Source organism: Bacillus infantis, from assembly GCF_050107595.1.
Classification (GTDB): Bacteria; Bacillota; Bacilli; order Bacillales; family Cytobacillaceae; genus Bacillus_AB; species Bacillus_AB infantis_C.
This window is the reverse complement of record NZ_JBNILH010000011.1, coordinates 151,683-165,979: the sequence shown is the minus strand read 5'-3', so window position 1 is coordinate 165,979 and position 14,297 is coordinate 151,683. Positions and strand designations below refer to the sequence as shown.

Genomic DNA, 14,297 nt, shown 5'->3' with positions numbered 1-14,297 from the left:
AAAGACAGACTGCAAGGTTCTTCCTCAGGGGAGGGCTCTGCGGTCTTTTGTCAATAGTTTGTGTGGATAAAGGTGTTGAGGAGAATACTTAAATTAAATTTATGGCTGGAGGAAACTATGAAGAAGGGCCGCTGGAGCTTGCAAGCCATCATTATTATATTTGTTTGTGTGGTGGTCATGATTTCCCTTATGATCACCGACCTGCTGATCAGCAGCAGGGTCACCTCCAGTGTTGAGGAAACACAGGAGGATAAAGCGCTGAATGTCGCTAAAATGATATCGCACAGCCGGATTGTTGAAGATGCTTTGACAGGGGGGCCTGAGGGGGCAGGGGTCCAGGATTTTGCCAATGAAATGCGGGTGCTTACGAATGTTAATTTCATTGTTGTACTGGATATGAAGGGCTACCGCTTGTCACATCCGGAGTCATCTGAGATAGGAAAGCACTTCAGGGGCGGGGATGAAGGCCCTGTCCTGAAGGGGGAAGAGTATGTTTCCTATTCCAAAGGCATACTCGGTCCATCGATGCGGGCATTCACTCCTGTCATTGGCAGCACAGGAGAGCAGATAGGGGCTGTGGCAGTCGGGATTTCTCTTGAGACGGTAACGAAGGCTGTCCATAAGAGCCAGAACGCGATCTACATCGGCACATTGATCGGCATTCTAGTGGGGATTATCGGTGCGGTCATACTAGCCAGGTATATTAAAAAAATCCTGCTGGGACTGGAGCCTTCCGCGATTGCAAAGGTGCTGGAGGAGCGGAGCTCGATGCTGCAGTCTGTGCGTGAAGGGATCATTGCCGTTGACCAGACCGGGAAGATTACGCTGGTTAACCGGGCGGCAAGGAAGCTTTTTCAGAAGGCCGGTATTGAGAAGGATCCGGTTGGGCTGCAGATTGAGGATTATCTTCCGGAAACCCGCCTGAAGGATGTCCTGATCACAGGTAAAACACATCTTGACCAGGAGCAGAGCTTCCACGGTGTGACGATTCTTGTGAATCGGGTGCCGGTCGTGGTGGATAATCAGCTCGTCGGCGCCATTGCGACCTTCCGGGATAAGACGGAGGTCCAGCTGCTCGCCGAACAGCTCACAGGCGTCCGCAATTATGCAGATGCTTTGAGGGCACAGGCTCATGAGTTCATGAACAAGCTCCATGTCATTCTGGGGATGGTCCATACAGAACAGTACGAGCATCTTGCCAGGTATGTGAATGAAACGGTCAATCACCGGGAGAATGAAATGGGATTTGTGACAAAGAAGATCCAGGATCCTGTCCTGGCCGGTTTTCTTATCGGCAAGCTGAGCAATGCCAGGGAATCGGGGGCGGTGCTGTCGTTTGACTGTGCAGATAATCTGCCAAAGCCCGCTGATCCGGAAATCACCCATGATCTGATCACGATCATCGGCAACTTAATTGACAATGCATTGGAGGCTGTATCGGGAAGGCCGGTCAAAAGGGTGGAGTTAATGCTGGATTATGCAGAGGATATTTTAACAATAGAAGTAAGAGATACAGGAATCGGTATGACAAAGGAAATCCAGGATCAGATTTCCGAGAAGGGTTTTTCCACAAAAGGGAAGGACAGGGGCTTCGGTCTGTATCTGGTCACACAGTCAGTTGGTAAGCTGGAGGGGGAGCTGATCATTTCCACCAAGGCAGGAAAGGGGACTCAGTTTGCCGTCTATATACCTTATAAAGCAGGGGATGAAGAGACATGATCAATGTAATGATTGTTGAAGATGATCCGATGGTCGCTGAAATTAATAAACGGTATCTTGCCAAGGTAGAAGGGTTCCGGCTGGCTGCGTCGGCCAGGTCGGTCGATGAAGCGGTCAGTCTTCTGGAGAAGGAGGACATCCAGCTGATTCTCCTTGATATTTATATGCCCGGCAGGCTTGGGCTTGAGCTGGTCACTTATCTGAGGAAAAAAGAGCTGGGAACTGATGTGATCATTATCTCTGCGGCAAAGGATATGGACCGTATCAGGCAGGCTCTGCGTTCCGGTGTGGTGGATTATCTTATCAAGCCATTTGAATTTGAACGGTTCAATGCGGCGCTGTCTGCCTATGAGCAGCAGACCCGGTTCGCTGAAAAGAGGGAAGAGGTCACCCAGCAGGAGCTGGACAGCCACTTGCTGCGGCGCGAGGAGCCGGCAGTCGCGGAAGAGCTGCCGAAAGGACTGACAAAGGATACGCTGAAGCAGGTCTGGGAGGCCGTGCAGGAGCTCAGGGAAGGACCGTTCTCTACCGACGAAATGGCCGAGGCGGTAGGCGTCTCAAGAGTATCAGCGCGGAAATACCTGAACTTTTTAAAAGAGCTTGGCATACTGGATGTGAAGGTCATCTATGGCACGATCGGCCGTCCCGTGTACCAGCATGAGTATAATCCATATAAAGAGCATCTTATTAAAAACTTTTTGTAAGCAGTTTCTGAAACTGCTTACTTTTTTTAATTTCAAAAAGAATTTCTCTAATTACATAATCTATGAAAACGCTTTTAGAAAAATTAAGATGGACATGTAGAACAGATGGGAGGAAAGCTTTATGGAACCAGCTAAGAAACTGCAGCCGATTTCTGCACCAGAAGATAAAAGGGAAGAGAAAAAAGGCTTTTTTGCAAAATTGGGAAGTATAAAAGTAGGAGCTGTGCCGCTTCCGCTTTATGTTTTAATAGCACTTGTTGTGTATGCTGCTGCGGCTTACGAATCGCTGCCGGCTGATATGATCGGCGGATTTGCCGTCATTATGGCGATGGGAATCCTGCTTGGCGATATCGGGATGAGGATCCCGATCCTGAAGGATATTGGGGGCCCGGCGATTTTATCGCTGCTCGTTCCTTCTATATTGGTCTTTTTTAATATCATTAATACAACCGGAATGGATGCTGTCACCCAGCTGATGAAAACATCCAACTTCCTGTACCTGTATATTTCTGTTTTAGTTGTGGGAAGCATTCTTGGGATGAACCGCAAGGTCCTTATCCAGGGCTTTACCCGCATGTTCGTGCCGCTGATTTTGGGCACACTCGCATCGATCTGCGCAGGCGTGCTTGTCGGACTGCTGTTCGGCTATGATGTGAAGCATACTTTATTCTATATTGTTGTCCCAATCATTGCCGGAGGAATCGGGGAAGGAATCCTGCCTCTTTCCATCGGCTACGCGGATGTTCTTGGACAGACCTCTGAATCTTTTGTGGGACAGCTGATCCCGGCAGCGGTCATCGGGAATATTGCCGCAATCATCTGTGCCGGCATCCTGTCCCGCTTAGGGGAAAAAAAGCCGGAGCTTACAGGAAAAGGCGTCCTTGTCAAATCGAAGGGCGGAGACGGAATCACCGAATCTTCGACAATCAACAAGCCTGTCGAGTTCCCGCTGATGGGGGCAGGGCTCCTGATTGCCTGCAGCTTCTACATCATCGGCGGCCTTGGCCACAAACTGCTGGGCATTCCGGGACCGGTCCTGATGATTTTTGCCGCAGCGCTTGTGAAATGCCTTCAGGTTATGCCTGCCAAAATGGAGCAGGGTGCATTCCATCTTTATAAATTTGTTTCATCCAGCCTCACATGGCCATTAATGGTCGGCCTGGGAATGCTGTATATCCCGCTTGAAGATGTTGTAAAAATCGTAACGCCTTCTTATATTATTGTTTGTGTAGCGGTCGTCCTGGCAATGGTGTCAACAGGATACCTCACAGGAAAGCTGATGAAAATGTATCCTGTCGATGCCGCAATCGTCACAGGATGCCACAGCGGTCTTGGCGGAACAGGCGATGTTGCCATCCTTTCAGCCTCCAACCGCATGTCCCTGATGCCGTTCGCCCAGGTCTCCACAAGAATCGGCGGCGCATCAACGGTCATCCTTGCGATTCTGTTAATGAAGATTTTGAACTGAACCGGGTTTGGGGCTGGGCTGAGGGGGCTGGGCCAAGGGGACAGACCCCCTGGCTCGAAAACCGCGCCAAGGGACCTGACCCCCTGGCCCATGAATTGACAGAAAAGCTGCAATAGTATTTAATGGATTCTGGAATAGGCGGGCAGCGTGTGATGCTGCTTGCTTTTTTAAATAATTTTAGTTAAATAACCTGGAGATAATGGGTAAAGGCTACTAACATGGAAGAGTGCGGAAAAAGACTCAAAATGAAAGGAAGAAGGAAGATTTATGACTGCTTCTGAGAGTGCAAAAAACGTAATTTATACAGACTTGAGAGGAAAAGAGCTTCTATCGAATCCTTATTTGAATAAAGGCGTCGCATTTACAAAAGAAGAGAGGGATGATCTGGGGCTTCAGGGCTTGCTGCCAACCCAGGTGCTGACTCTTGATGAACAGGCAACTCGTGCGTATGAGCAGTTCTCCAGACGGACGAACAATATGTTCAAAAACGGAGTGCTCTATGACTTATATAATCGTAATGTAGTCCTGTTCTACCGTCTCCTTAGGGATCACTTGAACGAGATGCTGCCGATCATCTATACACCGACTGTCGGTGAGGCGATCCAGCGCTATTCCCATGAATATCACCGTCCAGGCGGACTCTATTTGACCATAGAGGATCCGGAGGAAATGGACAAGGCATTCGAAAACCTGAATAAGCCGCATGATGGAATCGATCTGATTGTTGTGACTGATTCTGAAAGCATCCTTGGCATCGGCGACCAGGGCGTAGGCGGGATCAATATCGCAATCGGAAAGCTTGCTGTCTACACAGCGGCAGCCGGCATAGACCCAAGCCGCGTACTTCCGGTCGTGCTTGATGTAGGGACAAACAATGAGACCCTGATCAATGATCCTCTTTATATCGGAAACAAATTCCCGCGTGTCCGCGGTGAACGCTATGAGCAGTTTGTCGACCAGTTCGTTGTAACTGCAAGGAAATTCTTCCCGAATGTCCTTCTTCACTGGGAAGATCTCGGAAATGTTAATGCCCGTAACATCATGGAAAAGTACGGCAATGAAATCCTGACTTTCAATGACGATATTCAGGGGACCGGGGCGGTTACACTGGCTGCCGTCATGTCTGCCCTGAAGGTGACAGGCGGATCATTGAAAGACCAGCGCATCCTTGTTTTTGGACCCGGGGCAGCAGGAATCGGAAATGCTGACCAGATGGCAGAAACGATGATACTTGAAGGGCTTGACCGTGAAGAAGCATATGACCGCTTCTGGGCGTTTGACTATCGCGGACTGCTGACGGAAGAAACGCCTGATGTCCTGAAATTCCAGAAGCCTTATGTGCGGAGTGCAGAAGAAGTCAAGGATTGGGAAAGAGACGGAGCTGGCACGATTACATTATTGGAAGTGGTGAAGCGGGTCAAGCCTACGATCCTGATCGGCACCTCCGGCCAGGCCGGCGCCTTCACAGAGGAAATTGTAAAGGAAATGGCCAAGCATGTTGATAGACCGATCATCATGCCAATGTCCAACCCGACTCTTCTTGCTGAAGCGGTGCCTGAGGATCTATTCAACTGGACCGACGGCAAGGCGCTTATTGCCACAGGAAGCCCGTTTGCGAATGTGGAATATAACGGAATCAGCCATGAAATCGGCCAGTCCAATAACGCATTCGTATTCCCGGGCCTCGGTCTCGGAGCGATCGTGGCTAAAGCTGAAATCATTTCAAAAGGCATGTTCGCCGCTGCAGCCAATGCAGTTGCGGAAAAATCCGACAGCAGCACGCCTGGTGCGTCCCTGCTGCCAGCCATCACTAAACTGGCTGATGTATCAAGGCATGTCGCTATTGAAGTCGCAAAGGCAGCCGTCCAGGAAGGCATCGCCAAAGCCAAGATCGACGACATCGAACAAGCAGTCGACAATGCTATGTGGAAGCCTGAATACAAACAAATTAAGAGTAAATAGCGGTACAAGGGGGACAGATTTTGCTGTCCCTCTTTTGTTGTTCAATGCTGGGTTTTGGGCCAGGGGGACAGGTTCAGCGGCCCATTTTGGTATAATAAATGCGATCTGTCGCGTGAGGGCTGGACTTTTTTCCATTTGTTTGTAAGATAGAGAAAGAAGTTTATAAAGCAGAACTGGCACTGCGACTTAAAGGGGAAGCTTATTTGAAAAAGATTACTTCATATATGGATTTTAAACGTATGATCTATCTGTATATGATTCCTTTGATTCTGTTGGCGATGGTTAGTTACATTCTTATGGAAAATGATTCGGAAGACAATATGGAAACATATCTGACAAGGATTTTGATAGCTTGGAATATCATAAGCTGGGCTGCTGTTTATAAAAGAAAGTTTTTGCGTGCTTTTGAGCTCGCCACTTTGGCGATCATCAGCGCTGCTCATATTGCAATCATTTATGATGGCATCTTTAATTATATCGGAAAGGGGAAGGAAGGGGCATTTGGGGTCTCTGTCATCTGGGTTCCGGCAGTGATTTTGATTTTCTTCCTGATTTTAAGGGCTAAGCGGGGTGTTGTTTTTTCCCTTTTCATTTTTATCATTATTTTTGCCTTTGGACTGATGAATCTCGAAAATGCCTCTGGTGAAAGCCTTGAGTCACTGGCTCAGTTCTATTTAGCCTACCTTTTTTATATTATTGTATTCTATATAGCCCTTCACCTGTTCAAGCTGTTTTCAGAGCTTGAAAGCATGAAAAGGGTCGCCTTTACTGACTCGCTTACTGGAATTGCAAACCGGCTTCAAATTGATGGGCGGCTTGAAGAATGGATAAAAAAACCAGAAGGTTTTTCTGTTATCTTTTTTGATATTGACCATTTTAAATGTGTGAATGATACTTATGGCCATGATGCTGGTGATCTTGTTCTGAAGCAGCTGGCGTCCCTGGTTGAACATCAGCTGACAGATGCTGAGCTTTTTGGGCGCTGGGGAGGGGAAGAGTTTATCATTCTTACTCCAAAAACAGAGGAAAGCGCAGCACAAATGGCTGAGAAACTGAGGAAGGTGATTATGGAAAGCAGCTTTCCTCCGGCTGGGAATCAGACTGCCAGCTTTGGCGTGACCCGGTATAGAAGCGGTGATACTGTAGATTCCCTGCTCTCAAGAGCTGACCAGGGACTGTATAAATCTAAACATGAGGGGCGGAACCGGGTGACGCTCATATAGGCCAAGTGCGGGCAAGAAGACTGTCCCTTCGTCTCATACCCGCGCAGGAAAAAATAATTAAAAAAGCAGTGTTGATTCCACAAAGGAATTGCACTGCTTTTTGCATAATGTGAGTAAAATTACTGGGCATATAAAATAAACCAGGCAGTCTGGCATAGCAAGACACAAAAAAGCTTTAGATGTGCATAGCTCTTTCCTAATTATAATGTTTTAACTTGCTCAATTTTCAATCCGAAAATTTGGGGTGGTTCAATTTTGTTCATTTGTAAATATGCAGAGATTTGTCCTCGATGATGAATCTCGTGCTCCGGAATTGCCATAAGTATTCTCCAGGCACTCACTTCATGACCGTGCAGGGTGAATACTTTTTTTGTCAAAGCATCGCTGCCAATTCTTAATATACCCTCTGTTAGCTTCATCTGACATGCCTCTAAATAATTTGAGATATCTTCAATAGAAGCACCCTTACCAGTATCATGTCCGGTGTATATCCAGGTCCCATGCTCGAATATACCAAGAAACATTAATCGGGCTGATGCAATATGCCGCAATAAATCACCTGTAGAAAATTTATTTTCAGAAGGCCTCCATTCTAAAAGTTCATTAGGTATTGCTTTCACATATTGCATCGTTCGTTTATGAATACCTTCCAGATATTTTACATATTGCTCTAAATCAAGGATCATGGTAACACTCTCCATTTAGGATTTGTTAATAATATTCTAGATTAATTGGAGATAATCCTATTAAAATGTTGTCTAACTGATAAAGGATCGCTTATTCAGCTACAGCTATAAGGTGGTTTTGTTGGAATATAGAAAACCTTTTTTGGGCCGAGGGACCTGACCCCCCGGCCTCTTTGGGCCGAGGGACCTGACCCCCCGGCCTCTTTGGGCCGAGGGACCTGACCCCCCGGCCTCTTTGGGCCGAGGGACCTGACCCCCCGGCCTCTTTGGGCCGAGGGACCTGACCCCCCGGCCTCAAAGGACTTCTTTATTTGTGTGGAGAATATATTGTTAGGGACTTAGGAAAGGAGCGGAAATAATGGTGGAGCAGAGTGTCATGGAGATTTATAAACAAAGCCTCGAAAAGTATAGTTTAGAGCAGCTGAGTCAGATTCCTGCGAATGGTGTTTGGTCTCTGGCGCAGATGTATGATCATGTGATTGTGGTGGCCCATGAGTATTTGGATGAAGCAGAAGCATGCGCTGCGGGTGACTCTGTACATAACAACGGGAAAACGGAATTCGGTGAAAAGCTGTTCAGGGACGGAGGATTCCCGCCTGTTAAAATCAGGCTGCCGGATGAGATGAATCAGCCGCCTGACAATTCAGGTACACCAGCTTCATTGCTTGAAAGACTTGCAGAGCTGGAAAAGAGGATGGAGGGATTCGGGCAAAAACTGCATAAGACTCATTCAAACCTCAAAAGGGAGCATGGAGGTTTCGGATGGCTGAATGCTAAGGAATGGTATGTGCTGGCAGAAATGCATTTCCTGCATCATCTCCGTCAGAAGGGGGAGCTGGAGGAAAGGCTGGGAATTGAAAAGTATGAGTAAAAAAGGGGCAGTCAAACAATGGACAAACTGACTTATGAAACAATTATAGCGAGATTTATGGAGATGGCGGAAAACGATGAAAATATCCGTGCGGCGCTCATTGTGGGCTCGAGGGCGAGAAAGGAGGTGCCGGCTGATGAGTATTCCGATCTTGATCTTGTAGCCATCGTGGACAACCCGTCTGCCTTTCTTGATGATACAGGCTGGCTGAGGAAAATAGGGAAGCATTATCTGACGTTCCTTGAAAATACTGCCGTTGGGGGAGGCAAGGAAAGAAGGGTTCTGTTTGAAGAAGGGCTTGATGTCGATTTCGCTTTTTTCCCGCTTTCTGCACTGCAGGAGCTTGAGCAGGATCCTGAGCCCCTTGGCGTTTTTGCAAAGGGTGTGAGAGTACTGTTCGACAAGGACGGCGCGGTTACAACCCTGGTTCGTCAGGCCCCGCAAAAGCTGCCTGGCCCTCAAATGCCTGGTCCAGATGAGGTTGGCAATACTATTCATGACTTCTGGTACCATGCCGTCTTGGCTGCAAAAAAAATCAGGCGAGGCGAGCTGCTTGACGCAAAATCGATGTGTGACTCTTATATGAAGCAACTGCTCATGCAGCTGGTAAGGACGCAGGCCAAGCTTAACCACGGCCCTGCTTTTGACACCTGGCACGGGAACCGTTTTTTTGAAAAATGGGCCGATCCTGAGACTGTGGCTGCCTATAAGAATCTTTATGGAGGTTATGAAGAAAAGGATGTCTGGAAAGCCCTGCATGATACGATGAGCTTTTTCAGAGAAACTGCAAAAGATGTCTGTGAAAACATGAATCTCCACTATCCTGAAGAAGGGGATGCATATGCGGCAGGGCTGGTGGAATCTTTTTATAGCAAACAGCAGCGGCAGGTGTGAGGCTCTATAACTTTTCAGCAATATAAGCAGAAGGAGTATTGAAGGCCGTACCATCATTGGTTTCCATATAACTGAAGAACAATTGCATAACAACGAATAAAACAATCACCAAAGCCAAAACACCCACAAAGATGAATACGGCAACTTTTTTGCCAGACATAGTGAGTCCTCCTTTTCCTTATTTTTACGTATTATATCACAATGTTCCGCCATTTTGTGGTATACTAATATCCAACTAAGTGCGAAAGGAATGATGGGTGGACGATGGATAACTGATCTTATTTTTTCTCGATTGAAATAGCATATTTCAATTCACACAAAAAATAGGATTAGTCTGCCCATTTTTCATCTATACATCATTCAGCCATTAACATTAATGGTTTATTTGCTGATGCAAAGGTACGGCTAATCCTTCCAATTGATTTGGGAGGATTTTTTTGTTCTCCCTTAAAGAGAGGGATGATGGTATGAAGGAAATGTTGAAACTGAATGACCTAAGCTATGAAATCACGGATGTGAGTTTGTTTGAAGGTGTGAGTAGCAGCGTCCGGCAGGGAGAAGTGATCGGCATCATCGGAAAAAATGGTGCAGGCAAATCCACTCTGCTGCAGCTGATTGCCGGAGAGAGACAGCCTTCCAGCGGGCAGATTCAGTGGGTCGGACCGAAAGCGGAGATCCTGATGGTAGAGCAGGAAACCGAATCCTATATATCCGGGCGTCAATCTCCATTAGAAATAAAGCTGCTGGAAAAATGGCAGGTTCCTGGTGGAGTCTTTGAGCTGATGAGCGGCGGGGAGAAGCTGAAGGCCCGGCTCGCAAAGGGCTTTGCTGCGGGTGCAGACCTGCTGCTGCTCGATGAGCCGACCAACCATCTGGATGAGCAGAGCATGAAAATTTTAAAGGAACAGATTGAAGTCTATAAAGGGACGATCATCCTCGTCTCCCATGACCGCCACTTTTTGGATGAAGTGGTTTCTAAAATCTGGTCGATCGAGGATAAGCAGCTGATAGAGCATAAAGGGAGTTATTCCAGTTATATGGAGGCCCGGAGGCAGAAACGGCTCGCACAGCAGCGGGAATACGAAAAGCAGCAGAAAATGGTCGAGCGGATTGAGGGACAGCTGAATGAATTAAGCTCCTGTGCAAACACCGGCCATGCCAAATCAACAAAAGAGGAAGGCTTCAAGGAATATCACCGCGTGAAGGCAAAACGCCTTGATTCACAGGTGAAATCCAAACGGAAGCGGCTGGAAAAAGAGCTGGAAAAATCAAAAGCAGCTCCTGTCGCACCTGAGCATGAGGTCCGCTTTTCAATTTCGGCCAACACAAAGCGTGGCAAGCGTTTTTTAGAAGTGAAGGATCTTGCGAAATCCTTTGATGGACGCAGGCTGTTTGAAGGGGTGCATTTTACAGTCCAGCATGGCGAAAGGGTCGCAATTACAGGGCCGAACGGCAGCGGGAAGACGACTTTCCTGAAAATCATCATGGGGAAGGAAACAGCAGACGGCGAGGTCTGGATATCGCCGGCAGCCAGTGTCGGCTATTTGACGCAGGAAGTATTCGATCTGCCGCTCGAAAAGACGCCGGAGGATCTTTTTTACCGGGAAACGTTTGCGGAGAGAGGGGAGGTCCAAACCTTGATGAAGCATCTCGGCTTTACGGCATCGCAGTGGAAGGAGCCTATCAGAAATATGAGCATGGGCGAGCGCGTAAAATGTAAGCTGATGGAGTATATTTTAGAAGAGAAAGATGTGCTGATCCTTGATGAGCCGACCAACCATCTTGACCTGCCGTCACGCGAGCAGCTAGAAGAAACCCTGTCAGCCTATCCAGGTACACTTCTGGCAGTGTCGCACGACCGCTATTTTCTTGAGAAAATAACCAGCAGCAAGCTCGTGATTGCAGACGGGACTATTCAAAGGCAATTCGGCCAGGAACTGGAGACAAGAGATGACCGGGAAGAACTGCGTATGAAGCTTGAAACCGAAAGGCAGGAAGTGCTTGGCAAGCTCAGCTTTATGACGCCGAAAGACAAAGACTATCAGGATTTGGACTCGAAATTTAATGAGCTGACAAGAAAGATAAGGGAGTTGGACTGAATTTTGGGCGGATATTAGACTGAGGAAGGGTGCAGGGGACGGATATTAGCAACTTTCAGGATATATTAGCAACTTTTTGATTTTATTAGTAACTTTCACCATATATTAGCAACTTTCGCTTTTTATTAGCAGTTTCACTAATATATTAGCAACCCGCCTTTTCAAAAGTCCAAATCAAAAGGAGCCCTGCCGCCGCAGCAGGGCTCCTTCCTGTTGTATCCACACGCCTGGCCTAAAGCACTTTGCCAAGAAAAGCCTTAGTCCGTTCATGCTTAGGATTGCCGAATAATTCGCCTGGGACATCTTCTTCAACGATGTATCCGCCGTCCATGAAGATGACGCGGTCCCCGACTTCGCGGGCAAATCCCATTTCGTGAGTGACGACGACCATTGTCATGCCTTCGCGGGCAAGGTCTTTCATAACCTCGAGCACTTCCCCGATCATTTCAGGGTCAAGGGCAGAGGTAGGTTCATCGAACAGCATGACCCTTGGTTCCATGGCAAGTGCCCTGGCAATGGCAACACGCTGTTTTTGCCCGCCGGATAATTCGCCGGGATAGCTGTCCGCTTTTTCCTCAAGCCCTACTTTTCTAAGAAGTTCAAGGGCTTTCTTTTTTGCAGTTTCTTTGTCGACGCCCTTCGTTTTCATCGGGGCCAGCGTAATATTCTGCAGCACTGTTTTATGAGGGAAAAGGTTGAAGTGCTGGAACACCATCCCGACTTCCTGGCGGATTTTATTGATGTTGATTTTAGGGTCGGTTATGTCATTTCCATTCACGATGACATGGCCATCCGTAATTTCCTCAAGTTTATTCAGGCATCTCAGAAAGGTACTCTTTCCAGAGCCGGAAGGGCCGACAACACAGACCACTTCCTGCTCTTTTACCTCTGTACTGATATCTTTCAATACTTCTAGTTCGCCGAATGATTTTTTCAGATTATGGACTTGGATTACGCTCATCGCAGCTGATATCTCCTTTCAATAAAGTCGCCAAGCTTGGTGAGCAGGTAGATCAGTATGAAATACATGAGCGCGACCATGCCCCATATTTTAAAAGGTTCATAGGTCGCCGATACGACGACTTGCCCTCTTTGAGTCAGTTCGGCTATTCCGATGACCGACAGGAGGGAGGTGTCTTTCAGGCTGATGATGGCCTGGTTCACAAATGTCGGCAGCATCCTTCTTAAAGCCTGGGGCAGGATGATATAGCGCATGGTCTGCGTACTTGTCAGCCCCAGTGTGCGGGCAGCTTCTGTCTGCCCTTTATCGATGGACTGAATGCCGGCCCGGATGATTTCAGCTATATAGGCGCCTGCATTGATTGCAACGCCGACAATACCTGCCGTTACAGGCTCAAGCGAAATGAACGAAAGTGAATTCAACCCAAAGTAAATGAAAAATAATTGAACGAGGAAAGGTGTTCCCCGTACTAAGTTGATGAACCAAATGGCGATCCACCTTAAAGGCGGAATCGGGGAAAGGCGGAAAAGTGCGGTGATCAGCCCGATGATGAATCCAAACAGCAGACCGAGAACGGTAATATATGCAGTCAGTTTTAGCCCGGCCCATAAGACAGGAAGGGCTTCTATGAAAATATCCAAATCGCTGCTCCTCTCTTTCTCGAAAAAGACAGCGCGCTTTTGAGGAGCGCGCTGAGCAAATTCTTATTCTTCAAGATAACGGCCTAAAATCTCATCGTATGTGCCGTTATCCTTTATCTTCTGGAGGCCGCTGTTGATTTTTTCCAGCAGCTCCTGGTTTTCGCCTTTTTTTACAGAGATGCCGTACTGGTCGCCGGTCAGGCGGTCCCCGACGGTTTTCAGATCAAGGCCGCTTGTTTTAATGGCGTACGCGATAACCGGATAGTCTTCAATCAGCACGTCTGCGTTTCCGTTGGCCACTTCCTGGAACATGGACGGGCTGTCATTGAATTGGCGGACTTCTTTTATGCCGGCTTCCTCTTTAATTTCCTCGGCATGCTCCGCGCCTGTTGTACCATTCTTAACGGCGACTACTTTCCCTTTTAAATCGTCTATACTGGTAATGTCGCTGTTATCTTCTGAAACAACAAGGGTCAGCCCGGCATCAAAATACGGGTCTGAAAAATCAACTTTTTCTTTGCGGTCATCTGTGATGCTCATGCCTGCAATGGCTACATCAAGCTGGTCAGCCAGGATGGCCGGGATGATGCCGCCGAAATCCATAGGCTTCAATTCAATCTCAAAGCCTTCTTCCTCTGCAATGGCGTTAATGATGTCAATATCAATCCCTTTATACTCGCCGCCTTCTTCAAACTCAAACGGAGGATATGTAGTATCCGTCCCAACCGTGTAGGTTTTGTTTCCACCGTCACCGGAGCTACCTCCATCACCGCTGCTGTCTGCATCATCTGTGCCGCATGCAGCCAGGACCAGCATCACTAGCATCAAAAAGCTGAATAATTGGATTTTTTTCATCTAACCCCTCCGAATCTATTGTTTGATAATTCACTACATTACCAATGTTAGCAAAAGTTTACAGGTGATTTCAAAGGAAAAGGCTTTCAGCAGGAGAGTTGGGTGAGTAATGTGTCCCGGTTTTGCAATGTGATGGGAAAGGAAGAAAGGCTTTGTGAGGCGGTTATGTGTGAGGAAAAGGGAGGGGCAAAAGGCCCTGTACCTGCGTCTCTTA

General features: G+C 47.6%; 13 protein-coding genes. 8 read left to right on the top strand and 5 right to left on the bottom strand.

Annotated features, from left to right (window positions below):
* The first annotated feature begins 117 nt into the window (after nt 1-117).
* The 5 genes from dcuS to ACQCVH_RS20915 all read left to right on the top strand — a co-directional run bounded on the left by dcuS (nt 118) and on the right by ACQCVH_RS20915 (nt 7,076).
* Nucleotides 118-1,719, top strand: coding sequence for a DcuS/MalK family sensor histidine kinase (dcuS, locus tag ACQCVH_RS20935; RefSeq protein WP_426837515.1), 1,602 nt, complete (start codon nt 118-120; stop codon nt 1,717-1,719).
* On the top strand, nt 1,716-2,423 hold the full coding sequence (locus tag ACQCVH_RS20930) for a response regulator (protein ID WP_426837514.1): 708 nt from the start codon (nt 1,716-1,718) through the stop codon (nt 2,421-2,423). The genes dcuS and ACQCVH_RS20930 overlap by 4 nt, the downstream gene beginning before the upstream one ends.
* A 121-nt stretch (nt 2,424-2,544) precedes the next feature.
* Complete coding sequence (locus ACQCVH_RS20925; protein WP_426837513.1) at nt 2,545-3,891, top strand: 2-hydroxycarboxylate transporter family protein; 1,347 nt, start codon at nt 2,545-2,547, stop codon at nt 3,889-3,891.
* 267 nt (nt 3,892-4,158) lie between these two features.
* Nucleotides 4,159-5,853 carry an NAD-dependent malic enzyme gene (locus ACQCVH_RS20920; protein WP_426837512.1) on the top strand — a complete coding sequence of 565 codons (1,695 nt, stop codon included), beginning with the start codon at nt 4,159-4,161 and terminating at the stop codon, nt 5,851-5,853.
* A gap of 203 nt (nt 5,854-6,056) precedes the next feature.
* Nucleotides 6,057-7,076 (top strand): GGDEF domain-containing protein, encoded by a 1,020-nt coding sequence (locus ACQCVH_RS20915; RefSeq protein WP_426837511.1) that lies wholly within the window; start codon nt 6,057-6,059, stop codon nt 7,074-7,076.
* A gap of 200 nt (nt 7,077-7,276) precedes the next feature.
* Here ACQCVH_RS20915 and ACQCVH_RS20910 read toward each other — a convergent pair whose 3' ends face one another.
* A complete protein-coding gene (locus ACQCVH_RS20910) occupies nt 7,277-7,762 on the bottom strand; it encodes a DinB family protein (RefSeq protein WP_426837510.1) in 486 nt (161 codons plus the stop codon).
* A gap of 358 nt (nt 7,763-8,120) precedes the next feature.
* Here ACQCVH_RS20910 and ACQCVH_RS20905 point away from each other — a divergent pair, with 358 nt between their 5' ends.
* The gene (locus ACQCVH_RS20905) at nt 8,121-8,633 is read left to right on the top strand and encodes a DinB family protein (RefSeq protein ID WP_426837509.1); all 513 of its coding nucleotides are present in this window, start codon (nt 8,121-8,123) and stop codon (nt 8,631-8,633) included.
* 18 nt (nt 8,634-8,651) lie between these two features.
* The gene (locus ACQCVH_RS20900; RefSeq protein ID WP_426837508.1) at nt 8,652-9,527 is read left to right on the top strand and encodes an aminoglycoside 6-adenylyltransferase; all 876 of its coding nucleotides are present in this window, start codon (nt 8,652-8,654) and stop codon (nt 9,525-9,527) included.
* Nucleotides 9,528-9,531: 4 nt separating this feature from the next.
* Here the strand turns inward: ACQCVH_RS20900 and ACQCVH_RS20895 are convergent, their stop codons facing one another.
* Entirely contained in the window at nt 9,532-9,687 is a 156-nt protein-coding gene (locus tag ACQCVH_RS20895; RefSeq protein ID WP_426837507.1) for a hypothetical protein, read from the bottom strand.
* Between the two features lie 307 nt (nt 9,688-9,994).
* On the opposite strand from ACQCVH_RS20895, the gene abc-f reads away from it, so the two are divergent.
* Nucleotides 9,995-11,626 carry a ribosomal protection-like ABC-F family protein gene (gene abc-f, locus ACQCVH_RS20890; protein ID WP_426837506.1) on the top strand — a complete coding sequence of 544 codons (1,632 nt, stop codon included), beginning with the start codon at nt 9,995-9,997 and terminating at the stop codon, nt 11,624-11,626.
* Nucleotides 11,627-11,858: 232 nt separating this feature from the next.
* On the opposite strand, the gene ACQCVH_RS20885 is transcribed toward abc-f, so the two are convergent.
* The 3 genes from ACQCVH_RS20885 to ACQCVH_RS20875 form a co-directional block, all read right to left on the bottom strand.
* Nucleotides 11,859-12,587: an amino acid ABC transporter ATP-binding protein gene (locus ACQCVH_RS20885; protein WP_426837505.1), complete on the bottom strand. Its 729-nt coding sequence runs from the start codon at nt 12,585-12,587 to the stop codon at nt 11,859-11,861.
* Nucleotides 12,584-13,228 carry an amino acid ABC transporter permease gene (locus tag ACQCVH_RS20880; protein WP_009791872.1) on the bottom strand — a complete coding sequence of 215 codons (645 nt, stop codon included), beginning with the start codon at nt 13,226-13,228 and terminating at the stop codon, nt 12,584-12,586. Before ACQCVH_RS20880 ends, ACQCVH_RS20885 begins: the two co-directional genes overlap by 4 nt.
* A 63-nt stretch (nt 13,229-13,291) precedes the next feature.
* Complete coding sequence (locus ACQCVH_RS20875; protein WP_426837504.1) at nt 13,292-14,083, bottom strand: transporter substrate-binding domain-containing protein; 792 nt, start codon at nt 14,081-14,083, stop codon at nt 13,292-13,294.
* Between the last annotated feature and the right edge of the window lie 214 nt (nt 14,084-14,297).